This window comes from Streptomyces sp. NPDC104096 (assembly GCF_055584385.1).
The window spans coordinates 60,300-83,471 of the sequence record NZ_JBVJMD010000034.1 but is presented as its reverse complement, the minus strand read 5'-3'; the positions used below and the strand labels follow the sequence as shown (position 1 = coordinate 83,471).

18 protein-coding genes are annotated in these 23,172 nt (G+C 72.7%); 6 read left to right on the top strand and 12 right to left on the bottom strand.

Annotation, left to right across the window (positions count from 1 at the left end; genetic code table 11):
* Positions 1-43 precede the first annotated feature (43 nt).
* The 3 genes from ACZ60B_RS28615 to ACZ60B_RS28605 are packed head-to-tail and all read right to left on the bottom strand — an operon-like array spanning position 44 to position 3,209.
* Entirely contained in the window at positions 44-880 is an 837-nt protein-coding gene (locus tag ACZ60B_RS28615; RefSeq protein ID WP_469391863.1) for a sugar phosphate isomerase/epimerase family protein, read from the bottom strand.
* Between the two features lie 29 nt (positions 881-909).
* Positions 910-2,061, bottom strand: a complete 1,152-nt coding sequence (locus tag ACZ60B_RS28610; protein ID WP_469391846.1) for a dihydrodipicolinate synthase family protein — start codon at positions 2,059-2,061, stop codon at positions 910-912.
* A complete protein-coding gene (locus tag ACZ60B_RS28605) occupies positions 2,058-3,209 on the bottom strand; it encodes a Gfo/Idh/MocA family protein (protein ID WP_469391844.1) in 1,152 nt (383 codons plus the stop codon). The genes ACZ60B_RS28610 and ACZ60B_RS28605 overlap by 4 nt, the downstream gene beginning before the upstream one ends.
* Positions 3,210-3,535: 326 nt before the next feature.
* On the opposite strand from ACZ60B_RS28605, the gene ACZ60B_RS28600 reads away from it, so the two are divergent.
* From ACZ60B_RS28600 to ACZ60B_RS28585, 4 genes are all read left to right on the top strand, one after another.
* Complete coding sequence (locus ACZ60B_RS28600; protein WP_152894719.1) at positions 3,536-4,582, top strand: LacI family DNA-binding transcriptional regulator; 1,047 nt, start codon at positions 3,536-3,538, stop codon at positions 4,580-4,582.
* A gap of 473 nt (positions 4,583-5,055) precedes the next feature.
* On the top strand, positions 5,056-5,988 hold the full coding sequence (locus ACZ60B_RS28595; protein WP_469391842.1) for a bifunctional helix-turn-helix transcriptional regulator/GNAT family N-acetyltransferase: 933 nt from the start codon (positions 5,056-5,058) through the stop codon (positions 5,986-5,988).
* Between the two features lie 84 nt (positions 5,989-6,072).
* A complete protein-coding gene (locus tag ACZ60B_RS28590; protein ID WP_469391839.1) occupies positions 6,073-6,870 on the top strand; it encodes a sugar phosphate isomerase/epimerase family protein in 798 nt (265 codons plus the stop codon).
* 86 nt (positions 6,871-6,956) lie between these two features.
* On the top strand, positions 6,957-8,195 hold the full coding sequence (locus ACZ60B_RS28585; protein ID WP_469391837.1) for an MFS transporter: 1,239 nt from the start codon (positions 6,957-6,959) through the stop codon (positions 8,193-8,195).
* Here ACZ60B_RS28585 and ACZ60B_RS28580 read toward each other — a convergent pair.
* From ACZ60B_RS28580 to ACZ60B_RS28565, 4 genes are all read right to left on the bottom strand, one after another.
* On the bottom strand, positions 8,173-8,769 hold the full coding sequence (locus ACZ60B_RS28580) for an RBBP9/YdeN family alpha/beta hydrolase (RefSeq protein ID WP_469391835.1): 597 nt from the start codon (positions 8,767-8,769) through the stop codon (positions 8,173-8,175). The genes ACZ60B_RS28585 and ACZ60B_RS28580 overlap by 23 nt on opposite strands.
* A gap of 157 nt (positions 8,770-8,926) precedes the next feature.
* On the bottom strand, positions 8,927-9,559 hold the full coding sequence (locus tag ACZ60B_RS28575; RefSeq protein ID WP_469391833.1) for a GNAT family N-acetyltransferase: 633 nt from the start codon (positions 9,557-9,559) through the stop codon (positions 8,927-8,929).
* Positions 9,556-10,797: a 3-phosphoshikimate 1-carboxyvinyltransferase gene (gene aroA, locus ACZ60B_RS28570; protein ID WP_469391831.1), complete on the bottom strand. Its 1,242-nt coding sequence runs from the start codon at positions 10,795-10,797 to the stop codon at positions 9,556-9,558. The genes ACZ60B_RS28575 and aroA overlap by 4 nt, the downstream gene beginning before the upstream one ends.
* A gap of 4 nt (positions 10,798-10,801) precedes the next feature.
* Positions 10,802-11,713 (bottom strand): EamA family transporter, encoded by a 912-nt coding sequence (locus tag ACZ60B_RS28565; protein WP_469391829.1) that lies wholly within the window; start codon positions 11,711-11,713, stop codon positions 10,802-10,804.
* Positions 11,714-11,813: 100 nt separating this feature from the next.
* Here ACZ60B_RS28565 and ACZ60B_RS28560 point away from each other — a divergent pair, with 100 nt between their 5' ends.
* The gene (locus ACZ60B_RS28560; RefSeq protein ID WP_469391827.1) at positions 11,814-12,731 is read left to right on the top strand and encodes a LysR family transcriptional regulator; all 918 of its coding nucleotides are present in this window, start codon (positions 11,814-11,816) and stop codon (positions 12,729-12,731) included.
* Between the two features lie 311 nt (positions 12,732-13,042).
* The gene (locus ACZ60B_RS28555; protein ID WP_469391824.1) at positions 13,043-14,878 is read left to right on the top strand and encodes a glycoside hydrolase family 3 protein; all 1,836 of its coding nucleotides are present in this window, start codon (positions 13,043-13,045) and stop codon (positions 14,876-14,878) included.
* Between the two features lie 118 nt (positions 14,879-14,996).
* Here ACZ60B_RS28555 and ACZ60B_RS28550 read toward each other — a convergent pair whose 3' ends face one another.
* The 5 genes from ACZ60B_RS28550 to ACZ60B_RS28530 form a co-directional block, all read right to left on the bottom strand.
* A complete protein-coding gene (locus ACZ60B_RS28550) occupies positions 14,997-16,430 on the bottom strand; it encodes a S28 family serine protease (RefSeq protein WP_469391822.1) in 1,434 nt (477 codons plus the stop codon).
* 101 nt (positions 16,431-16,531) lie between these two features.
* On the bottom strand, positions 16,532-16,921 hold the full coding sequence (locus ACZ60B_RS28545; protein ID WP_469391821.1) for a hypothetical protein: 390 nt from the start codon (positions 16,919-16,921) through the stop codon (positions 16,532-16,534).
* Between the two features lie 157 nt (positions 16,922-17,078).
* On the bottom strand, positions 17,079-20,804 hold the full coding sequence (locus tag ACZ60B_RS28540; RefSeq protein WP_469391819.1) for an ABC transporter ATP-binding protein: 3,726 nt from the start codon (positions 20,802-20,804) through the stop codon (positions 17,079-17,081).
* A gap of 125 nt (positions 20,805-20,929) precedes the next feature.
* Positions 20,930-21,778: a serine hydrolase gene (locus tag ACZ60B_RS28535; RefSeq protein ID WP_469391816.1), complete on the bottom strand. Its 849-nt coding sequence runs from the start codon at positions 21,776-21,778 to the stop codon at positions 20,930-20,932.
* 166 nt (positions 21,779-21,944) lie between these two features.
* The coding region (locus tag ACZ60B_RS28530; protein WP_469391814.1) for an FG-GAP repeat domain-containing protein at positions 21,945-23,172 on the bottom strand (1,228 nt) is incomplete at its 5' end.

Below are 23,172 nucleotides of genomic sequence, written 5' to 3'. Positions count from 1 at the left end.
TGTACGGTCCCCGCGGTTTTTTTCCGGCCGGTTCCCGCCCCGCTCAGCGGGCGCCGGCCGGGCGGTCCGCCACGGTTCCGTGCGGGCCGACGTGCTCGGCGAACCGGGCCGCGGTCTGCGCCAGCACCTGCCTGCCGTCGCGCGCCCACAGCCCCTCGTTGAAGAGTTCGACCTCGATGGGCCCGGTGTAGCCGGCCGCGTCCACGTACCCCTTCCACTCCCGCATGTCGATCGCGCCGTCGCCGATCTGGCCCCGCCCGTCGAGGACGCCCGCCGGCAGCGGGGTGGTCCAGTCGGCGAGCTGGAAGGCGTGGATCCGGCCGCCGGCGCCCGCGCGGGCGATCTGCCGGGGCGCGGAGTCGTCCCACCAGACGTGGTACGTGTCGACCGTGACGCCCACCTGGTGCGCGGGGAAGCGTTCCGCGAGGTCCAGGGCCTGGGCGAGGGTGGAGACCACACAGCGGTCGGCGGCGTACATCGGGTGCAGGGCCTCGATCGCGAGCCGGACGCCATGGGACTCGGCGTAGGGCCCCAGTTCCGCCAGGGCGTCGGCGATCCGCTCCCGGGCTCCGCGCAGATCCCGGGAGCCGGCCGGCAGACCGCCGCAGACCAGGACCAGGGTGTCCGTGCCGAGCGTGGCCGCCTCGTCGACGGCGCGGCGGTTGTCGTCGAGGGCGGCGGCGCGCCCGTCCGGATCCGTCGCCGTGAGGAAGCCGCCCCGGCACAGGGTGGTGACGCCGAGGCCCGCGTCCCGGACCAGTTTCGCCGTCGCCTCCAGCCCGTACGCCGCGACCGGTTCGCGCCACAGGCCGACACCGGGCACGTCCAGTTCCAGGCAGGCGTCGACCAGTTCGGGCATCGACAGCTGCTTCACCGTCATCTGGTTGATCGAGAAACGCTCAAGTCCGGTCACTGGGACACTCCGTACAGGGTGAGCAGGGTCTTCATCCGCTCCTCCGCCAGCTTCGGGTCCGGGAACAGGCCCAGTCCGTCGGCGAGTTCGTAGGCGCGGGCGAGGTGCGGCAGGGAGCGGGCCGACTGCAGGCCGCCGACCATCGTGAAGTGGCTCTGGTGGCCGGCCAGCCAGGCCAGCAGGACCACACCCGTCTTGTAGAAGCGGGTGGGCGCCTGGAAGAGGTGCCGGGACAGCTCGACGGTGGGGTCGAGGAGGGCGCGGAAGCCCGCCGTGTCCCCGGTGTCCAGGACCCGGACGGCCTCGGCGGCCAGTGGGCCCAGCGGGTCGAAGACGCCGAGCAGGGCGTGGCTGAAGCCCCGCTCGTCGCCCGCGATCAGCTCGGGGTAGTTGAAGTCGTCGCCGGTGTAGCAGCGGACGCCGTCGGGCAGACGGCGGCGCAGGGCGATCTCGCGTCCGGCGTCCAGCAGCGACACCTTGACGCCGTCGACCTTGTCCGGGTGGGCGGCGATCACCTCCAGGAACACCTCGGTGGCCGCGTCGAGGTCGGCCGAGCCCCAGTAGCCCTCCAGCGCCGGGTCGAACATGGGGCCGAGCCAGTGCAGGACGACCGGTTCGGCGGCCTGGCGCAGGAGGTGGCCGTAGACCTCCAGGTAGTCCTCGGGACCGCAAGCGCTTGCGGCCAGCGCGCGGGACGCCATCAGGATCGCCCGGGAGCCCGACCCCTCGACGAGGGCGAGCTGTTCCTCGTAGGCCCGCCGGATCTCGGGCAGCGACCCGGCGGTGATCTGGTCGGTGCCGACGCCGCAGGCGATCTCGCCGCCGACCGCCTTCGCCTCGGCGGCGCTGCGGCGGATCAGCTCGGCCGCGCCCGCCCAGTCCAGGCCCATGCCCCGCTGGGCGGTGTCCATGGCCTCGGCGACGCCCAGGCCGTGCGACCAGAGGTGGCGGCGGAAGGCGAGGGTGGCGTCCCAGTCGACGGCGGCCGGGGAGTCGGGGTCCGCGTCGGCGAACGGGTCGGCGACGACGTGCGCCGCCGAGAAGACCGTGCGGGAGGTGAAGGGGGCGCCGGGGGTGAGGGCGCGGGGTTCCGCGCGCGGTTCGTACGAGCGCAGCGTGCCCCCGGGGCCGGGGAGCCGGAGGGTCACAGCCCGATCTCCGGTACGTCGAGACGGCGGCCCTCCGCCGAGGACCTCAGGCCGAGTTCGGCGAGCTGGACGCCGCGGGCGCCGGCCAGCAGGTCCCAGTGGTAGGGGGCGTCGGCGTAGACGTGCCGCAGGAACAGCTCCCACTGGGCCTTGAAGCCGTTGTCGAACTCGGCGTTGTCCGGGACCTCCTGCCACTGCTCGCGGAAGGCGTAGGTGGCGGGGACGTCCGGGTTCCAGACCGGCATGGGGGTCGAGCTGCGGTGCTGGACACGGCAGTTGCGCAGGCCGGCGACCGCTGAGCCCTCGGTGCCGTCCACCTGGAACTCGACGAGTTCGTCGCGGTTGACGCGGACCGCCCAGGAGGAGTTGATCTGGGCGATCGCGCCGCCCTCCAGCTCGAAGATGCCGTAGGCGGCGTCGTCGGCGGTGGCGTCGTAGGGCTTGCCCTGCTCGTCCCAGCGCTGCGGAAGGTGGGTGGCGGTGAGGGCCTGGACGGACTTCACCCGGCCGAACAGCTCGTGCAGGACGTACTCCCAGTGCGGGAACATGTCGACGACGATGCCGCCGCCGTCCTCGGCGCGGTAGTTCCAGGACGGGCGCTGCGCGGACTGCCAGTCGCCCTCGAAGACCCAGTAGCCGAACTCGCCCCGGACGGAGAGGATCCGGCCGAAGAAGCCGCCGTCGACGAGGCGCTTCAGCTTGCGCAGGCCCGGCAGGAAGATCTTGTCCTGGACGACGCCGTGCCGGATGCCCTTCGCGTCGGCCAGGCGGGCCAGTTCGAGGGCGCCGTCCAGTCCGGTGGCGGTCGGCTTCTCGGTGTAGACGTGCTTCCCGGCGACGACGGCTTTCCGGATCGCCTCCTCGCGGGCCGAGGTGACCTGGGCGTCGAAGTAGATCTCCACGGTCGGGTCGGCGAGGACGGCGTCCACGTCGGTCGAGAGGTGTTCCAGGCCGTGCCGCTCGGCGAGCGCGCGCAGCGCGTGCTCCCGGCGCCCGAGCAGGACCGGTTCCGGCCACAGCACGGTGCCGTCGCCGAGGTCGAGCCCGCCCTGGTCGCGGATGGCCAGGATGGAGCGGACGAGGTGCTGGCGGTAACCCATGCGTCCGGTCACGCCGTTCATGGCGATACGCACCGTCTTGCGTGTCACGTCGGTCCCTTCGTAGGCGCCGAGCGCCCGGTTGCCCTGGTCGTACTGGTAAGCCGCACAGCAAGCGCTTTCTATGCAAGAAGAAGCTAGCCTCTGACCAGTGGTCCGGACAAGGCCGTGTCCACTTCGAGTTGTTCGAGGGGGCGAACAACAGGGGGGTGAGGCCGTAAGGTCTGCCCGAACTGCACGAAACCGCGGCCGTGGCTCGTGGGCCTGTGTATCCCCTGTACATGCACTGCGTACGACCTGCGCATGGCCTGTGCCCACGGCGACGTACGACCACGTACGGCGAGGTACGACAAGATGCGCGACCGGAGGACGACGAGATGACGGTGACCCTGGCGGACGTGGCGGCCCGCGCCCAGGTCTCCCCCGCGACGGTGTCGCGCGTGCTGAACGGCAACTACCCGGTGGCGGCCTCCACCCGCGAGCGGGTGCTGCGCGCCGTCGACGAGCTGGACTACGTGCTCAACGGTCCCGCCAGCGCACTGGCCGCCGCCACCTCCGACCTGGTGGGGATCCTGGTCAACGACATCGCCGACCCGTTCTTCGGGATCATGGCCAGCGCCATCCAGGCGGAGATCGGCGGTCCCGGCGGGCGGGCAGGCGGGGAACGGCTCGCCGTCGTCTGCAACACCGGCGGCTCCCCGGAACGCGAACTGACCTACCTCACCCTGCTCCAGCGGCAGCGGGCCGCTGCCGTGGTGCTGACCGGGGGCGCCGTGGAGGACCAGCCGCACGCGGCGGCCGTGGCGGCCAAGCTGCGCAAACTGACCGAGGCCGGGACCAGGGTGGTGCTGTGCGGGCGGCCGCCCGCGCCGGACACCCGGGCGGTCGCGCTGACCTTCGACAACCGCGGCGGCGGACGGCAGTTGACCGAGCACCTCATCGGGCTCGGGCACCGCAGGCTCGGCTACATCGCGGGCCCCGAGGAGCGCACGACCACCCGGCACCGGCTGGAGGGTCACCGGGCGGCGCTGGCGGCGGCGGGCATCGAGGAGGACCCGCGCTGGACGGTGCACGGCCGCTACGACCGGCGCTCCGGGTACGAGGCGACGCTGGAACTGCTGCGCCGCGACCCGTCCCTGACGGCCGTCGTCGCGGCCAACGACTCCGTCGCCCTGGGCGCCTGCGCCGCGCTGCGCGAGTCCGGGCTGCGGATCCCCGAGGACGTGTCGGTGGCCGGCTTCGACGACCTCCCCTTCAGCATCGACGCGGTGCCCTCCCTGACGACCGTGCGGCTGCCGCTGGCCGAGGCGGGGGCGCGCGCCGGGCGCATCGCGATGGGCCGGGAGGAGCCGCCGCCCGGGGAGATCGCGACGGTCCGGGGGGAACTGATGGTGCGGGGATCCTCCGGGGTGCCCCGGAGGTGACCTCGCCGTCGGGGCGGCGGCCGTCCCGGCGGGTACCGACCGGCGATCGGCCGTCCCGGCGGGTACCGACCGGCGATCGGCCGTCCCGGCGGGTACCGACCGGCGATCGGCCGTCCCGGCGGGTACCGACCGCGGAGATGCCTTCCGACGGGTGCCGTCCGGCGGACTCGTGCGGCGGCCGGGTCCGGCGCGACACGTGCGGAACGTTCGTACGTCGGACCCGGAGCAGTGAGCCCGAGGGGGCACGCGGCGGTGAGCCCGAGAGCCGACCATGGCCCGGCGGGAGCCCGGCGGGAGCCCGGCGGCCGTGGCGCGGCGCCGAATCCGGGAGACGACCGCGACTCGGCAGTGACCCCCAGGACCCGCCGCGCCCCGACCGCGAGCCGGGGGCTGGTCGGGGCGTGGGGGGAGGTTCTACGCTCGGGGAGACCGTTTCTCTGACTGAGTCAGCCATCGGATCACCGGGATCGACCATGACCGTCCAGGACATCCGCTCGTTCAACCGCTTCTACACGAACGTCATCGGCGCCCTCGACTACGGCCGCCACCTCTACGCCCCGTACACCCTCACCGAGTCCCGCGTCCTGTACGAACTCGCCCACTCCCCCACCGCGGACGCGGCCGGTCTGCGCACCGGGCTCGCCCTGGACTCCGGGTATCTGAGCCGGATCCTGAACAGGTTCGAGCAGGACGGACTCGTCGAGCGCGCCGCCGCGCGGGACGATCTGCGCCGGCGCCGGGTCACCCTCACCGCCCGCGGCCGGGAGGCCGCCGAACTGCTGGAGGAGCGGGCCCGGGAGACGGTCGGCGCCCTGCTGGCGGACGTGCCGCCCGCCGACCGGCCGCGCCTGGCGGAGGCCATGCGCACGATCCGTACGATCCTGGGCGACCGCGGCGCGCCCCGCGCCGAGGACGTCGTCCTGCGCGAGCCGGGCCCCGGCGACCTCGGCTGGATCGTGCAGCGCAACGCCGCCCTGTACACCGCCGAGTACGGCTGGAACACCGACTACGAGGGGCTCGTGGCGAGGATCGTGGCCGACTTCGCCGAGGACCACGATCCGCACCTGGAGCGGGTGTGGATCGCCGAGCTCGACGGGCGGCCGGTGGGCTGCGTGATGTGCGTACGGGACGAGGCACCCGGCACCGCCCGGCTGCGGCTGCTGCTCGTCGAGCCGGACGCGCGCGGGCTGGGGCTGGGCGACCGCCTGGTCACGGCGGTCGTCGCGTTCGCGCGCGGGGTCGGTTACCGGGACCTCGTCCTGTGGACCAACGACGTCCTCTCCGCCGCCCGGCGCATCTACCTGCGGCACGGCTTCGTCCTCGCCGCCGAGACGCCCCACCGCTCGTTCGGCAAGGACCTCGTGGGCCAGGACTGGCGGCTGGACCTGCGCGAGGCGGTCGAATGAGAGCCGGTCGAATGAGAGCCGGAGCGGACGAACATGGGCGGGAGCGGACGCGGTCGGCGGCGATGACGGGTACGGTCGGTGGACATGAAGCTGGCCTTCTCCACCCTCGGTGTCCCCGGCCTGCCGCTCGCCGAAGTCCGGCGGCTCGCCTCCGCGCACGGCTATCACGGGGTGGAGCTGCGCACCCACCCTGAGGAGCCCGTGCATCCGGGCCTCACCCCCGCCGAACGGGCCGAGGTGGCCGACGGGTTCAAGGCGGCGGGAGTCGAGGTCCTCGCTCTGGCGGGGTACGCGCGCGTGGCCGCGCCCGGCGACGACGACGCCGTGATCGAAGAGCTCCGCGACCTCCTCACCCTGGCCCGGGACCTGGGCGCGCCGTTCGTCCGGGTCTTCCCCGGCGGCGCCGAGGACTCCTCCGAGGAGGCCGACGCCACGGCCGCGCGCAGACTGGGCACGGCCGCCGAGTACGCGGGCGACGTCGGCGTACGGATCCTGCTGGAGACCCACGACTCGCACCGCACCGGGGCCGACGCGATCCGGATCCTGGGTCTGGTGGGCCACCGGCAGGTGGGGGCGCTGTGGGACGTGATGCACACCTGGCTGGGCGGCGAGCAGCCGCTGGACAGCTACGCGGCGCTCTCCCCGTACCTCGGCTACGTCCAGGTCAAGGACATCGCGTCGACCGACGACACGACCCCGCTGGCGCTGGGCGCCGGGGCGCTGCCGCTGGCCGAGTGCGTGGAGGTGCTCTCCCGGCACGAGTGGGACGGCTGGCTGTGCTGGGAGTACGAGAAGCGGTGGTACGAGGCGGTCCCGCCGCTGCCCGGACTGCTGGACGAGGGACGGAATCATCTGCGGCGGTTGCTGAACGAGTCGGCGTAGGGCCGCCCGCGGTTATCGGCTCGCGGGAACAGGGGGTCGCGGGTTAGCCTCCCCGCCGTGAATCCGCCCGGCCCCGCCGCCCTCTCGTGAGTCTGACGCACGTCCTTCTCGACGTACGTCCGCTGCGCTCCTCCCCCGTCTTCCGACGGCTGCTGATAGGCCGGACGGTGTCCCTCCTCGGCAGCTTCATGACCATGGTGACCGTCGTGTTCCAGGTCTGGGACACGACCCACAGCACGGTCTGGAGCGGTGCGGTCGGCCTGGCGCAGGCACTGCCGATGGCGGCGTTCGGGCTGTTCGCGGGGGCCTGGGTGGACCGGGCCGACCGCCGTCGCGTGTACCTGCTCGCCACCGTCGGCCAGGCGGTCTGTTCCCTGCTGCTCGCCGTGCAGGGCTTCACCGGGCACGTGCCGGTGGCCGTGCTCCTCGTGCTGGTCGCCGCCCAGTCGTCGTTCGGCGCGATCGGGGCTCCGGCGGCGGGTGTCTTCGTACCGCGACTGCTGCCGAAGGAGCAGGTGGCGGCCGGTCTCGCGCTCAACCAGATCAGCGGCCAGGCGATGATGCTGCTCGGCCCGGCGGTCGCGGGCGTGCTGCTCGGCCGGCTGGGCATCGGCACCTGCTACCTCCTGGACGCCCTGAGCTTCGGGCTCTCCTTCTACGGCGCGTTCGGGCTGCCCGCGCTGCCGCCCGAGGGTGAGCACTCCCGGCCGGGCCTGCGCGGGGTGCTGGACGGGCTGCGGTTCCTGACCGGCCACCGGGTGGTGCGCGGAGCGCTGCTCACCGATCTGGCCGCCACCGTCCTGTCGTTCCCGGTGAGCCTCTTCCCCCTGGTCAACGCGGAGCGCTTCGGCGGCGACCCGCGCACCCTCGGCCTGTTCCTGTCGGCGCTCGCCGTGGGCGGCCTGATCGCCTCCGCGTTCTCCGGCGCGGTCACCCGGCTGGGCCGCCCGGGCCCGGTGATGCTGTGCGCCTCGGCCGGCTGGGGTGCCGCCCTGGTCCTGTTCGGCCTGACCACGGGTCCCTGGACGGGCCTCGGCCTGCTGACGCTGGCCGGGGCCGCCGACACCCTGGCCGTGGTGTCCCGCAGCACCATCGTGCAGACCCGCACCCCCGACGCCCTGCTCGGCCGGGTCACGGCCGCCGAACAGATCGTCGGTCAGGCGGGACCCAACCTGGGCAATCTGCGCGGCGGTCTGGTCGCGGGCTGGACCTCCGGGGCGACGGCGCTGATCAGCGGGGGCCTGCTGTGCCTGGCGGCGGTGGCCGCGGTGGCGGCCTCGACCCCGCAGCTCCGGGGCGGGGCTACGGCCGGGGACGGGGACTGAACGCGCTGGAGCCGTCCAGGCACCACTCCAGTACGGAGGGCCAGGAGCCGTAGCCGGCGTCGAGGTCGAGGTGGGCGGCGCCCGGGAGGATCTCGGCCGGGATGCCGAGGGGGTCGGCGAAGACGGTCCGGGCGCCCTCGGGACAGTACGGGTCGTCGTCGCCGGCGACGAGACGGGTGGGGCCCGGCAGGGTCAGGCCGTCCAACGGCGGCGGGGCGAAGCCCTCGATCTCCGGGTACCGGGCGAGCACCGAGGCGGAGGGCGGGGCCACCAGCAGGACCCGGTCGACGTCGCCGAGCCCCGGCACCCCGCGCGCGACGGCGTGCAGCCACAGCACGGCGGAGGCGCTGTGGGCGAGCACGACCCGCTCCCCCTCGGCCGGCAGGCCGCGCAGGTGCCGGGCGAGCTCGGCCAGCCACACCTCCAGGTCGGGCTCGTCGGGATCGGGCAGCTGGGGGTAGGTGACGTGGTGGCCGCGTTCGCCGAGCCGGTCGGCGAGCCAGTGCTGCCAGTGCCCCTCGGGGCGGTGGTTCTGCCAGCCGTGGAGGACGAGGAAGGAAGACGTCGGGGTCATGCCCGCGATGGTTTCCCGATCATGGCCCCACGGTCCAGCCGCGGTCCGGCACATGGACGGTCCGGACCCGTGACCGGTCCGGACCCGTGACCCGCCCGGAGCCGTGACCGGCCCTGAGTCGTGACCCGTCCGGACCCTGGCCGCTGGTGTCCGGCGGTCACCCCTGCCGGGACAGGAACCCCGCCACCCGCCGTTCCAGCCGCTCGCGGCACTCCGGCCACTCCCCGTGCGTGACGGAGAAGATCGCGGAGTCGCGCAGCCGGCCGTCCTCGCCCGGCGCCCAGGAGCGGGACCAGTTGCGCAGCACGCCCTCGAAGCGGGCGCCCACGCTCTCGATGGCCGCGCGGGAACGGCTGTTGCGGGCGTCCGTCTTCAGGTCCACCCGGGACACGCCCCACTCCTCGAAGGCGTGCCGGAACAGCAGCAGCTTGGCCTCGGCGTTCACGCCCGTGCCCTGCGCCGAGGCGGCGAGCCAGGTGAAGCCGACCTCGACGGCGTCGAGGCGGTCGTCGTCCCGCCAGTACCGCGGCTCCCAGTACGAGGTCGTCCCGACCGCCCGCCCGGAGGCGAGGGAGACCTGCGCGTAGGGCGCGAGCCGGCCCGTCGCCGCGCGGGCCAGCTGCGCGTCGATGTAGGCCTCCACCTGGTCGGCCCTGGGCACCCAGGTGAAGGAGTACGTCTCCCGGTTCTCCTCCGCCGCCCGCGCGAGATCCGCGGCGTGCCCGTGCCCCAGCGGTTCCAGGCGTATGAGCGCGCCCTCCAGAACCGGTCCCTCCAGCTTGCCGCTCACCGCACGATGTCCCTTCTCAACTCCGCGAACGCCTCGTGGAAACCGGGGAAAGTCTTGCGGACGCAGCCGGGGTCGTCGAACGAGATTCCGGGCACCCGCAGTCCGGTGACCGCGAAGGACATCACGATGCGGTGGTCGCCGTACGACGTGATCCGCGCGCCCTTCGGCCCGTCCGCCCCCGGCCGGATCTCGATCCAGTCCGGTCCCGTGGCGACGTCGACGCCGAGCTGCCGCAGGTTGTGCGCGCACGCCTCCAGCCGGTCGCACTCCTTGATCCGGGTGTTCGCCACGTCCTCGATGCGCACCGGTCCCGAGGCGAACGGCGCGATCGCCGCGAGCGTCGGCATGGTGTCGGAGATGTCCCGCATGTTCACCGTGACACCGCGCAGTTCGCCGGTGCCCCGCACCCGGGTGCCGTCCGGTCCGGTGGCCACGTCGGCGCCCATCCGCCGCAGCACCTCCACGAAGCCCAGGTCCCCCTGGAGCGCGCCCGTCCCGAGGCCCGGGACGGTCACCTCGCCGCCGGTGACGGCCGCCGCGGCGAAGAAGTAGCTCGCGGTCGAGGCGTCGGGCTCGATCGCGTACGTCGTGGCGCGGTAGCTGCCCGGCGGGACCACGAACACGTCCCCCTCCCGGGCCACCTCGACGCCGAACGCCCGCATCATCGCGATGGTGATCTCCACGTAGGGCGCCGAGACCAGGTCGGTGACCCGGATGCGCAGGCCCTTGCGGGTGAGCGGGCCGAGCAGCAGCAGGGCCGTCAGGTACTGGGACGACTGGCCCGCGTCCAGGACCACCTCGCCGCCCTCGACGCCCGCCGCCGTGACCGTCAGCGGGTGGTGCCCCTCCACCTCCTCGTGCCGCAGGTCCACGCCGAGGTCGCGCAGCGCCCGGGTGAGCGGCAGCAGCGGACGGCGGCGCATCTGGGGCGAGGCGTCGAAGCGGTAGGTGCCTCGGCCGGCGGCCGCCAGGGTGGGCAGGAAGCGGGCCGTGGTGGCGCCGTCGCGGCAGTGGACCTCGGCCTCCGCGGCGGCCGGACCCTGCGGGCGGCCGTCGACCTGCCAGGCGCCGGGGGTGCGGCCGAGGCGGTAGCCGAGCCGGGTCAGGCCTTCGGCGAAGCCCTCGGTGTCGTCCGAGCGCAGCGGCCGCAGCAGGGTCGTGACCCCGTCGGCCGCCGCCGCCAGGAAGAGGGCACGGGCGGTGATGGACTTGGAACCGGGGATGTCGACACGGGGCATGGACTCATGATCCCGCCGGGGTGGGCTCGGGGGCGGTCACGTCCACGGGATGGACCGCGTGTCGCGCGGGCGCCAGGGACGTCAGCGCCACCCCGCCGACCAGAAGCGCCGCCGCGCACCAGCCCAGCGGGCTCACCGACTCGTCCAGGAAGAGGGCCGCGGACGTCATCCCGAAGACGGGGACGAGCAGCGAGAAGGGGGCGACCGCGGAGGCCGGGTGACGGCGCAGCAGCCACCCCCAGGCGCCGAAGCCGAGGACGGTGCTGACCCACGCGACGTAGCCGAGGGTGCCGGCGCCCTGCCAGTCGAGGGCGCGCAGGGCGTCGTAGTCCCTGGTGGGGCCCTCCAGCAGCAGGGACAGGGCCAGCAGGGGCAGGACCGGGACCGTGCTGACCCAGACCATGAAGTTCAGGGCGTCCGGGGGCGCGGCCCTGCGGGTCAGGACGTTCGAGGCGCCCCAGCAGACGGCGGCCGCGACGACCAGGGCGAAGGCGCCGAGCGGGCCGGAGGTTCCCTCGTCCGCGGCGGCGACGCCGATCCCGGCGAGGGCCACCAGCATGCCCGCAACGCGGACGGCGGTCGGGCGCTCGCCGAGCACCGCGAAGGCGATGAGCGCGGTGAACACCGCCTGGACCTGGAGGACCAGGGAGGACAGTCCGGCGGGCATGCCCGCGTCCATGCCGACGAACAGCAGTCCGAACTTGGCCACCCCCAGCACCAGGCCCACGGCCACGATCCACTTCCACGCGACCTTCGGGCGGCCGACGAACAGGACCGCCGGGACGGCCGCGACCAGGAAGCGCAGGGCCGAGAAGAACAGGGGCGGGAAGTGGTCGAGGCCGATCTCGACGACCGTGAAGTTCACGCCCCAGACGGCGGCGACGAGGACGGCGAGGGCAAGGTGCGCGGGTTTCATGGAATCGAGGATCACTTCCCCTGACCGTGTAGCACCAGCGATGATTGCTGCACGGTTGGATGTAGCAACGCTGATGAATGAAGGAAGGGGCCGGGGGGACATGCTCGATCTCCAGCGCCTGCGCGCCCTGCACGCCGTCTCCGTCCACGGCACCGTCGGAGCGGCCGCCGCCGCGCTCGGGTACACCCCGTCGGCCGTCTCCCAGCAGATCGCCAAGCTGGAGCGGGAGACCAGGACCGTGCTGCTGGAGCGGGAGGGGCGGGGGGTGCGGCTCACCCCCGAGGCGCACCAGCTCGCCGCCACCGCACGGGAGTTGCTCGCCATCGTGGAGCGGGCCGAGACCGAGCTGGAGGAGCGCCGCGGGGCTCCGGCCGGGCGGCTGACCGTGGCCGCGTTCGCCTCTGCGGCGCGCGGTCTGCTGCCGTCGGTGCTCGCCGACCTCGCCGGACGGCACCCGGCACTGGACGCCCGGCTCACCGAGGTCGACCCGCATCTGTCGGTGGACCTGGTCGCCAAGGGCGCCGTGGACCTCGCGGTGACGCACGACTGGGACATCGCGCCGCTGCCCGCGCCGGCCGGGGTCGAGCAGGCGGTCATCGGGGACGACCTGTGCGATCTGCTCGTGCCCTCGGGGCATCCGTTCGCCGGGCGCGGCGCCCTGCGGCGGGAGGAGCTGGGCGGTGAGCGGTGGATCTGCCAGCCGCCCGGCCGGGTCTGTCACGACTGGCTGGTCCGCACGCTGCGCGCGGCCGGGCACGAGCCGGACCTCGTGCACCAGGCCGAGGAGAACCCGACCCTGATCGCGCTCGTCGCGGCCGGGCTGGGTGTCGCGCTCATCCCCCGGCTCGGACGCGGCCCGCTGCCGGAGGGGGTCGTGGAGGTGCCGCTGGAGCCGATGCCGGTGCGCCGGCTGTACGCGGTGTGGCGCGCGGGGGCGGCCCGGCGGCCGGCGATCGCGGAGACGGTGCGCGTGCTCCAGGCCCACTGGCCGCGCGTGTCGGCCCACACACCCCGCTGAACACACCCGCACCGACTTGCGGAAAGAGGGCGGAAGCCGGGAACCCGGGCCGCGCGCCCCACGTCCAAGCGCCGAACTGCCGGACGAGTCACCGCGGTGCGGTGTCGGCCTCGCCGCAGGCTGCGAAGCGCTGACCACCCTCTCAGCCGCACCGCGGCCGGCAGCACGCCGCCATCGGCGCGCCCCCCTCCAAAGCGCCGATGGCGGCCCCTCCGCCGCTACTGTGCACTCCCTTGACCGGAAGAAACTTCCCGGATATTGGTGATTCCCTGGAAGTTTCCTTCAGCGGTTCTCCTTCGGAGGGAGCGCACGTGCCCGACAACAGCACGGCAAGCACAGGAAACACCGCACGTCCGTCCAGACGCACGGTCCTCGCCGCCGCGACGGCCGGCGCCACCGCTGCCCTGGCCTCCGGTGCCCCCGGGTACGCGGCCGGGCACGACGACCGGACCGTCCACGCCCTGCTCTCCCGCATGACGCTGGAGGAGAAGGTCGGCCAGCTGTTCGTGATGCGGGTCTACGGCCACTCGGCCACCGCGCCCGACCAGGCGGACATCGACGCCAACCTCGCGGAGATCGGCGTCCGCACCGCCGCCGAACTGATCGCCAAGTACCGGGTCGGCGGCATCATCTACTTCACCTGGGCGCACAACACCCGCGACCCGCACCAGATCGCGGACCTGTCGAACGGCATCCAGGCAGCCTCCCTCGCGCAGCCGCGCGGTCTGCCGGTGCTGATCTCCACCGACCAGGAGCACGGCATCGTCTGCCGGGTCGGCGCGCCCGCCACGCTCCTGCCGGGCGCGATGGCCGTCGGCGCGGGCGGGTCGCGCGCAGACGCCCGCACGCTCGGCCGGATCTCCGGCGCCGAACTGCGCGCGATCGGCATCCGCCAGGACTACTCCCCGGTGGCCGACGTGAACGTCAACCCGGCCAACCCGGTCATCGGCGTACGGTCCTTCGGCGCCGACCCGGACGCGGTGGCGGGCCTGGTCGCCGCCGAGGTGCGGGGGTACCAGGGGGCGGGCGTGGCCGCGACGGCCAAGCACTTCCCCGGGCACGGCGACACGGCCGTCGACAGCCACTTCGGCTTCCCCGTCATCACGCACAGCCGCGAGCTGTGGGAGCGGCTGGACGCGGTGCCCTTCCGGGCGGCGATCCGGGCCGGCATCGACTCCATCATGACCGCGCACATCATGGTCCCCGCGCTGGACGACTCCGGCGACCCGGCCACCCTCTCGCACCCGATCCTGTCCGGCATCCTGCGCGGCGAACTCGGTTACGACGGACTGGTGGTGACCGACGCCCTCGGCATGGAGGGCGTGCGCACCAAGTACGGCGACGACCGGGTGCCGGTGCTCGCGCTGAAGGCGGGCGTGGACCAGCTCCTGAACCCGCCCTCCCTCGACGTGGCCTGGAACGCCGTGCTGAACGCGGTGCGCGGCGGCGAGCTGACCGAGGCCCGCCTCGACGAGTCGGTCCTGCGGGTGCTGCGTCTGAAGGCGAAGCTGGGCCTCTTCGCGGACCCGTACGTCGGCGCGGCCCGCGTGGACCGGACGGTCGGCACCGCGAGACACCTGGCGACGGCCGACCGGATCGCCGAACGGACGACGACGCTGCTGGTCAACGAGGGCCGGGTGCTGCCGCTGTCGCGCCGCAGCCACAACCGGGTGCTGGTCGTCGGCGCCGACCCGGCGTCCCCGTCGGGCACCACCGGCCCGCCGACGGACGTCCTGGCGCGCGCCCTGACCGAACTCGGCTTCACGGCCACGGCGTTGTCCACCGGAACCGCGCCCTCGGCCGCGGTGATCGACCGGGCCGTCGCGGCGGCCGCCGACGCGGACGCGGTCGTCGTCGGGACGTACAACGTCACGGCGACGAGCAGCCAGCGGGCCCTGGTGGAACAACTCGCCGCGACCGGCAGGCCGGTGGTCGTCGTCGCGGTCCGCAACCCCTACGACGTCGCCCGACTCCCGTCCGTACGAGCCTGCCTGGCGACCTACTCCTGGACCGACGTCGAACTGCGGGCCGCCGCGCGGGTGATCGCCGGACGGGTGGCGCCGCGCGGACGGCTGCCGGTGCCGGTGCCTCGGGCGGACGATCCGGCGCAGGTGCTGTATCCGATCGGACACGGGCTCACGTACTAGCCGTACGCGCCCCCTGCCCCGCGACGCCGGGCACGGCCTCTCGCCGTACCGGGCGCCGCGGGGCCGGCCGTCCGCCGTCCGGACGGACGGACGACGGACGGCCGGACGGCGCCTGACGTCACGGGCGCAGGGCGGGCTCCCGCTCCACGTCCCGGACGTCCAGCCGGGCATCGAACCGGGCCAGCGGCTTCGCCGCCGACGGGTCCGCCTGCACCGCGGGCGAGGCGACCCCGGCCCAGGCGAGGATCCGGGCGGTGGCGAGCGCCTTGTCGTCGGCGGTCAGCCCGGCCACGTTCGCGCCGTGGTTGAGACCGGGGGCGGTGAAGACGTACGCGTCCTTCGCTCCCGCGCCGACCCGGAACCGCTCCGCGCCCCACGGGTCGTTCTGGCCGTAGACGAACAGCATGTGCCGCGCGTGGTGGGCCACCCAGTCGTCCACGTCGCGCATCGCGTCCGGCTGGAACCGCATCGGGATGGCGCGCGGGACGAAGTTGCGCGGCGGCTGGTAGCCGTAGCGGACGTACTTCTTCTCGATGTGCGGGAAGTGGATGGTCGGCGCGCCCAGTTGGGTGCCCGCCTGGTAGTAGTACGGCGTGTACGGCTCCAGGCCCTGGTCGGCGTAGGCGGAGAAGCCGGAGATCGTGTCGACGGAGTTCCAGATCTCGTCGTCGGTCGCCGTGGCCGCGTCCGCCGGGACGGTGTCGCAGTCGGACAGCAGGCTGTACTGCCAGAAGCCCCAGACGTAGTCGAGGACGACCGCCTCGTAGGCCCGGTCGAGGCTGCCGATCGTGGTGAAGGTGTAGCCGTTCTCGGCGGCGTACGCCTGGTACTTCTCCTCCAGCGGCTCCCGGCGCACCAGCGCCTCGCGCTGCACGGCGTTCAGCCGGTCGCGGCACTCCTTCGTGCCGACGGAGGCGAAGAAGCGGTCGTAGGCGGAGTCCTCGTCGTTGACGACGTCGTTCGGGGCGACGTAGGCGACGACACCGTCCATGTCGTGCGGGTAGAAGCGCTCGAAGTAGGTGGCGGTCATGCCGCCCTTGGAGCCGCCGGTGGCGATCCAGTTCTTGGGGTAGATCTTCTTCAGCGCCTTGAAGATGCGGTGCTGGTCGCTCGCCGCCTGCCAGATGTCGAGCTTGGACCAGTCGGCCGGGTCGGGCCGGGACGGGGTGAAGAAGCGGTACTCCATGGAGACCTGGTTGCCGTCCACGATCTGGGTCGGCTCGCGGCGGCCGGGATTGGTGGAGACGTTGTAGCCGCCGGTGTAGAAGACCGTCGGCCGGCTGACGTCCTTGTGCAGCACGGTGATCCGCTGCTGGAACGTGCCCTTGGACGGATGCCGGTGGTCGACCGGCTGGGTGTACTGGAGCACGAAGTAGCGGTAGCCGCTGTACGGCTTCTCCTCGACCAGGCTCATGCCCGGTACGGCGAGCAGTTGTTCCTTGATGTCGGTCGTTCCGGTGGCCTCCGGCACGGCAGCGGTGGCTGCCCCGGCCGTGCTCAACGTGCCTATGAGCACCGTGAGCGCCAGCAGCCATCTGAGCGCCTTACGCATGCACCCTCCCTGTGAAACGGATGTGCGCCGGAAGCTATCCCAGCAACACCCTTCACACCAGAGGGAGTTGACATGTCAGCAGGTGGGCGGTCCGACACCGGTCAGCACAGGATCCAGCCCGTGCCGATCGACTGCGACCCCACCGACCCCTTCACCCGCACACAGCGGTGGCCCGCGTGGACGGTCACCGGGCCGGCCCGCAGGGTGAATTGCCCGCGGTCGACGACCGGGCGGTTGCCGCGCGCCTGCACGCTGACCGACATCGTGGTCCGCCGGCCGGGCCGCTCGGCGAGGGTGACGGCGCAGACGTAGCCGTCGTGCTTGTAGACCTGGACCGTGCCGGTGGCGAAGGGCAGGACCTTCACCTTCCGGCCGACACACTGCGCGGGGGCCGCTTCGGCGCTGGCCGGCGACGCGAGCGCGAGCAGTCCGGAGACGGCCAGCACGGCCGTGCCGAGTGCCAGCCGCCGACGTATCGCACCACTGTCCACGCTCGTCCCTCCCGCCACACGACCCCAACCGTACTGATGTACGGACGCGTGACAGGTGTCGAACGGTTGCGCGCATCGCCCGCGCTCCGGCCGTCCGCCTCGGCGAGACGGACGGCCGGGCCGGACGGGCAGGGTCGGACGGCCGGAGCGGGCAGGGTCAGCCCGTCGTGACCGGCTCCCCCACGAACGTCCGCCACAGCTGCGCGTACCGCCCGTCCCGCGCCAGCAGCTCCTCGTGGGTGCCGTCCTCGGCGACCCGGCCGTGGTCCATCAGCACCACGCGGTCGGCGCGGGCGGCGGTGGTCAGCCGGTGGGCGACCACGAGGGTGGTACGACGGCCCGCCAGGCGTTCGGTCGCCAGGTTGACCTGGGCCTCGGTGGCCAGGTCGAGGGCGGCCGTCGCCTCGTCCAGGAGCAGGACGTCGGGGTCGACGAGCTCCGCGCGGGCCAGCGCGATGAGCTGCCGCTGTCCGGCGGAGAGGTTGCGGCCGCGCTCGGCGACGTCGTGCAGGTAGCCGCCCTCCAGCGTGGCGATCATCTCGTGCGCGCCGACCGCGCGGGCCGCCGCCTCCACCTGCGCGTCACTCGCGTCGGGACGGCCGTAGGCGATGGCGTCCCGCACGGTGCCCGGGAAGAGGTACGCCTCCTGCGGGACCACGCCGAGGCGATGGCGGTACGCGGTGAGGTCGTACGCCCGCAGGTCCGTGCCGTCGACCGTGACCCGGCCGCCGGTCGGGTCGTAGAACCGGGCCACCAGCTTGACCAGGGTCGACTTGCCGGCGCCCGTCTCGCCGACGAAGGCGACGGTCTGGCCGGCCGGGATCCTCAGGTCGATGCCGCCGAGCGCCTCCTCGTCGTCGCCGTAGGCGAAGCGCACGTCCTCGAAGGCGATCTCCCCGCGCAGCGAGCGGACCTCGACCGGCTCCCCGGCGGGCCGGGTGGACGTGGGCTCGCGCAGCAGCTCCTGGATGCGGCCGAGGGAGACGGTCGCCTGCTGGTAGCCGTCGAAGACCTGGGAGAGCTGCTGCACGGGGGCGAAGAACAGGTCGATGTAGAGGAGGTAGGCGACCAGGGCGCCCGTGGTGAGGGTCGCCGCCTCGATCCGGCCCGCGCCCGTGATCAGCACCGCGGCCACGGCAGCCGACGACAGGAACTGGACGAAGGGGAAGTAGACGGAGATCAGCCACTGGCCGCGGATCCGAGCCCGCCGGTAGCTGTCGCTGCGCTCGGCGAACCGCAGGCTGCCCGCCCGCTCCCGCCGGAAGGCCTGCACGATCCGCAGCCCGGACACCGACTCCTGGAGGTCGGCGTTGACCACCGACACCCGCTCGCGGGCCAGCTCGTACGCCTTCACGCTGGCCCGGCGGAAGAAGTAGGTCGCGACGATCAGCGGGGGCAGCGTGGCGAAGACGACGAGCGCCAGCTCGACGTCGATCAGCAGCAGGACGCCCATGATGCCGAAGAAGGTGACGACCGAGACGAAGGCGGTGACCAGACCGGTCTGGAGGAAGGTGGAGAGCGCGTCGACGTCGGTCGTCATCCGCGTCATGATCCGGCCGGTCAGCTCGCGCTCGTAGTAGTCGAGCCCGAGCCGCTGGAGCTGGGCGAAGATCTTCAGGCGCAGCGCGTACAGGACGCGCTCGCCGGTGCGCCCGGTCATCCGGGTCTCGCCGATCTGCGCCGCCCACTGCACGAGCACCGCGAGCAGGCCGAGCAGGGAGGCCGTCCAGACCGCGCCGAGGGCCATCTCGCTGACGCCCTGGTCGATGCCGTGCCGGATCAGGACGGGCAGCAGCAGGCCCACCCCGGCGTCCACGGCGACCAGGAACAGGCTGACCAGCAGGGGGCGACCGAAGCCGCGCAGCAGTCGCCGCAGGCCGTAGGACTCCTCCGGGCGCACCGCGCGTGCCTCGTCGACGTCCGGGGTGTCGGTCGCCGGCGGCAGCGCCTCGACCTGGGCGAGGAGTCCCGGGGTGGCGGGCATGCCGGACAGGGCGCTGTCCTTGGGCTCGCGGTCGCCCGTCCACAGGCGGGGGGTCAGTCCGGCCTCGGCGTCGAACTCGGCGTCCAGCTCGTCGCGGACGGAGGTGTCCTCGCGCGGCTCGGCGGGCGGGGTGTGGCCCGGGGAGACCCCGCCCAGTTCGTCCGGGTCGGTGAGCAGTCGGCGGTAGAGGGCCGAGCGCCGCTGGAGCTCCTCGTGGGTGCCGAGGTCGGCGAGGCGGCCGCCGTCGAGCACGGCGATGCGGTCGGCGAGGTTGAGGGTGGAGCGGCGGTGCGCGATGAGCAGGGTGGTGCGGCCGCGCATGACCTGCTTGAGCGCCTCGTGGATCTCGTGCTCCACCCGGGCGTCCACCGCCGAGGTGGCGTCGTCCAGGACGAGCAGGCGCGGGTCGGTGAGGATCGCGCGGGCGAGCGCGAGGCGCTGGCGCTGGCCGCCGGAGAGGGTGAGGCCGTGCTCGCCCACCTTGGTGGCGTAGCCGTCGGGCAGCTCGGCGACGAACCGGTCCGCCTGGGCGGCGCGGGCGGCGGCCTCGATCTGCTCGTCGGTGGCGTCGGGGCGGCCGTAGGCGATGTTGTTGCGGACGGTGTCGGAGAAGAGGAAGGAGTCCTCGGGGACGAGTCCGATCGCGGCCCTGAGCGAGTCGAGGGTGAGTTCGCGGACGTCGTGGCCGCCGATCAGGACGGCGCCGTGGGTGACGTCGTAGAAGCGCGGCAGGAGCAGGGAGACGGTGGACTTGCCGGAGCCGGAGGAGCCGACCACGGCGAGGGTCTCGCCCGCGCGGATCTCGAAGGAGAGGCCCTGCACGACCGGGCTGGTCCGGCCGTCGGCCTGCCGGTACCCGAACGAGACGTCGTCGAACTCGACGGTCGCGGGCGCGTCGGCGGGCAGCTCCAGATGGCCGTCCTGGATCGCCGGCGCGGTGTCGATCAGCTCCAGGACGCGCTCGGTGCTCGCGCGGGCCTGCTGTCCGACGGTGAGGACCACGGCGAGCATCCGGACCGGGCCGACGAGCTGGGCGAGGTAGGTGGAGAAGGCGACGAAGGTGCCGAGGGTGATGTGCCCGCGCACGGCGAGCCAGCCGCCGAGCGCCAGCATCGCGACCTGGCCGAGCGCGGGGACCGCCTGGAGGGCGGGGGTGTACCGGGAGGTCATCCGGATGGTGCGCAGCCGCCCCGCGAAGAGCCGGCGGCCGACCTCCCGCAGCTTCCCGGTCTCCTGGTCCTCCTGCCCGAAGCCCTTGACCACGCGTACGCCGCTGACGGCGCCGTCGACCACGCCCGCGACGGCGGCCGCCTGGGCCTGGGCGTACCAGGTGGAGGGGTGCAGCCGGGTGCGGCTGCGGCGGGCGATCCAGCCGAGCGCGGGGGCCACGGCGAGCGCGACCAGGGTCAGCGGCAGGGACAGCCACGCCATGATCACCAGGGAGATCAGGAAGAGCAGCACGTTGCCGATGGTCATCGGCAGCATGAAGAGCAGACCCTGGATGAGCTGGAGGTCGCTGGTGGCACGGCCTATCACCTGCCCGGTGGACAGCTCGTCCTGGCGGCGGCCGTCGAGCCGGGTGATCGTGTCGTACATCTCGGTCCGCAGGTCGTGCTGGACGTCGAGGGCGAGCCGGCCGCCGTAGTAGCGGCGGATGTACGTGGAGACGTAGACGAGGAGGGCCGCGACGATCAGCGCGCCCGCCCAGGGGGCCATGGCGCGACTGTGGTCGGTGATCACGCCGTCGATGATCACCTTGGTGAGCAGCGGGACCAGCGCCATGACGGCCATGCCGGCCAGGGAGGAGCCGAGGGCCAGGACCACGTCCCCCGGGTGACGCCAGGCATAGCCCGCGAGCCTGCGCGCCCAGCCCTGTTTCTCCCCCTGTTGCGCTGCCACGCCGGTGCCTTCCGTTCGACCTGTTCTGCCGGAAAGCACCAACGCGGATGGAAGCGGATTTCATCCCTCCGCAACAATCGGGCGGAGGGAGCGCCCTCGGGCGCGTACCCGCGGGGCATCGGCCCTCAGGACATCAGGTCCTTGTGGATGACCTTCGCGACGCCCTGGATGGTGGTGATGCCGTAGCTCATCGTGCTGTTCCCGTGGGTGAGCACGGTGATCGTGTAGTCGTGGCCGCCACCCTTGAACGTGCCGACGCTGTGCACCCGCCAGCCGAGCGTGGCGCGCTGGAGCCAGCCGTTCTTGACGTGCACGGAGACACCGGACGGCGCTCCGTACGGGGTGCCCCAGCGCTGGGAGGAGACGACCTGCCCCATCAGCTTCTGGATGTAGGCCCGGGAATTGTCGGAGAGCACCGTGTTCGCGGCGGTGACGAGCTTGAGCAGCTTCTGCTCGTCGGTCACCGTGATCTGGGTCAGACCCCAGTAGCCGTTCGCGCCGGGCTTCGTCTGGGTCATCTTGGCCGCGGTCAGGAAGCCTTTGATCTTCGTCGGGCCCAGCTGCTTCCACAGCTTGCTGGTCGCGGTGTTGTCCGACTTGGTGATCATGGCCGTGGCGAGCGAGGTCTCGGTGCTCGTCAGATAGCGGTTGTGCTTCTTGGCGTCCCACAGCAGCGTGGCCAGCACGGTGACCTTGACCACGCTGGCCGAGTCGTAGGCACTGGAGGCGCGCAGCGTGCAGGTGGTGTTGGTGGTGCGGTCGTAGAGGCCGACGGCGACGGTGCCCTTGCGGGTGGCGAGCGCGGCCGTGATGTCCTTCTTGAGCTTGGCGGCAAGGCCCGCCTTGGACGACGTACAGCTGACGGCCGGCGTGGCTGCCGAGGCGGGCGCCGCGGCGGCCACGCCCGATATCAGCACCCCGGCCGTGAGGCCACCCGCGACCACTCTCGCGCGTCTGGATATCCCGTGAGTCATGCATGGATGACTCATGAGTTCGAACGAATGGTTGTACGGGTTGTTGTGGCGATTGTGTGTCGGTCGCCACGCAGACCGTCCTGACGTGCGAACGGGCGCACGCCAGGACGGCGGGACGTCAGGACATCAGGACGTCAGTACGTGAGGGTGTCAGGACGTCAGGATGTCAGGCGATCTTCGTCCGGTCCCAGGTCCAGGAACCGGTGTCGGAGTCCCACTTCTTCACGGGCGCGCTGATGCCGGTGCCGGTGGAGGTGAACGTCCACAGCGCCGAGTGACCACGGCCGTCGGCGGTGTTCCCGTACTTGTAGAAGGCGCCGACGTCCGACTTGCCGTCGCCGTTGAAGTCACCCGCGACGAGCATGGAGCTGTCCCAGGTCCAGGAGCCGGTGTCGGAGTCCCACTTCTTCACCGGGCCACCGAAACCGGAACCGGTGGACGTGAAGGTCCACAGCGCCGAGTGACCACGACCGTCCGAGGTGTTCGGGTACTTGTACAGGGCGCCGACGTCCGACTTGCCGTCGCCGTCGAAGTCACCCGCGACCAGCATCGAGTTGTCCCACGTCCAGGAACCCGTGTCCGAGTCCCACTTCTTCACCGGCGCGTTGAAGCCGCTGCCGGTGGACGTGAAGGTCCACAGCGCGGAGTGACCACGGCCGTCGGACGTGGTCGGGTACTTGTACAGGGCGCCGACGTCCGACTTGCCGTCGCCGTTGAAGTCACCCGCGACGAGCATCGAGTTGTCCCACGTCCAGGAACCCGTGTCCGAGTCCCACTTCTTCACCGGCGCGTTGAAGCCGGTACCGGTGGAGGTGAACGTCCACAGCGCGGTGTGGCCGCGGCCGTCCGAGGTGTTCGCGTACTTGTACAGGACGCCCACATCGGCGAGACCGTCGCCGTTGAAGTCACCGGACACCGGAGCGGAGCTGTCCCAGGTGAAGGAGCCGGTGCCCGAGTCCCACACCTTCACCGGCGCGTTGAAGCCGGTACCGGTGGAGGTGAACGTCCACAGCGCGGTGTGGCCGCGGCCGTCGGAGGTGTCGGGGTACTGGTAGAGGGCGCCGACGTCGGCCAGGCCGTCGCCGTTGAAGTCGCCCGACACCAGCTTGCTGCGGTTCCAGTCCCAGGAGCCGGTGCCGGAGTCCCACTTCTTCACCGGCCCGTTGAAGCCGCTGCCGGTCGACGTCTGGGACCACAGGGCCGTGTGGTTGGTTCCGTCGGCGTTGGCCCCGTAGTTGTACAGGTACGCGACGTCGGACTTGCCGTCACCGGTGTAGTCGCCGACACGATCGGGCTTGTCGGGCGTGTAGGTGAGTGCCTGGCCGATGTCGATGCGGGGGGTGGTCGCGCCGGTGTAGGTGATGGGCTTCCCGGTGGTCTTCAGCAGCGACTCC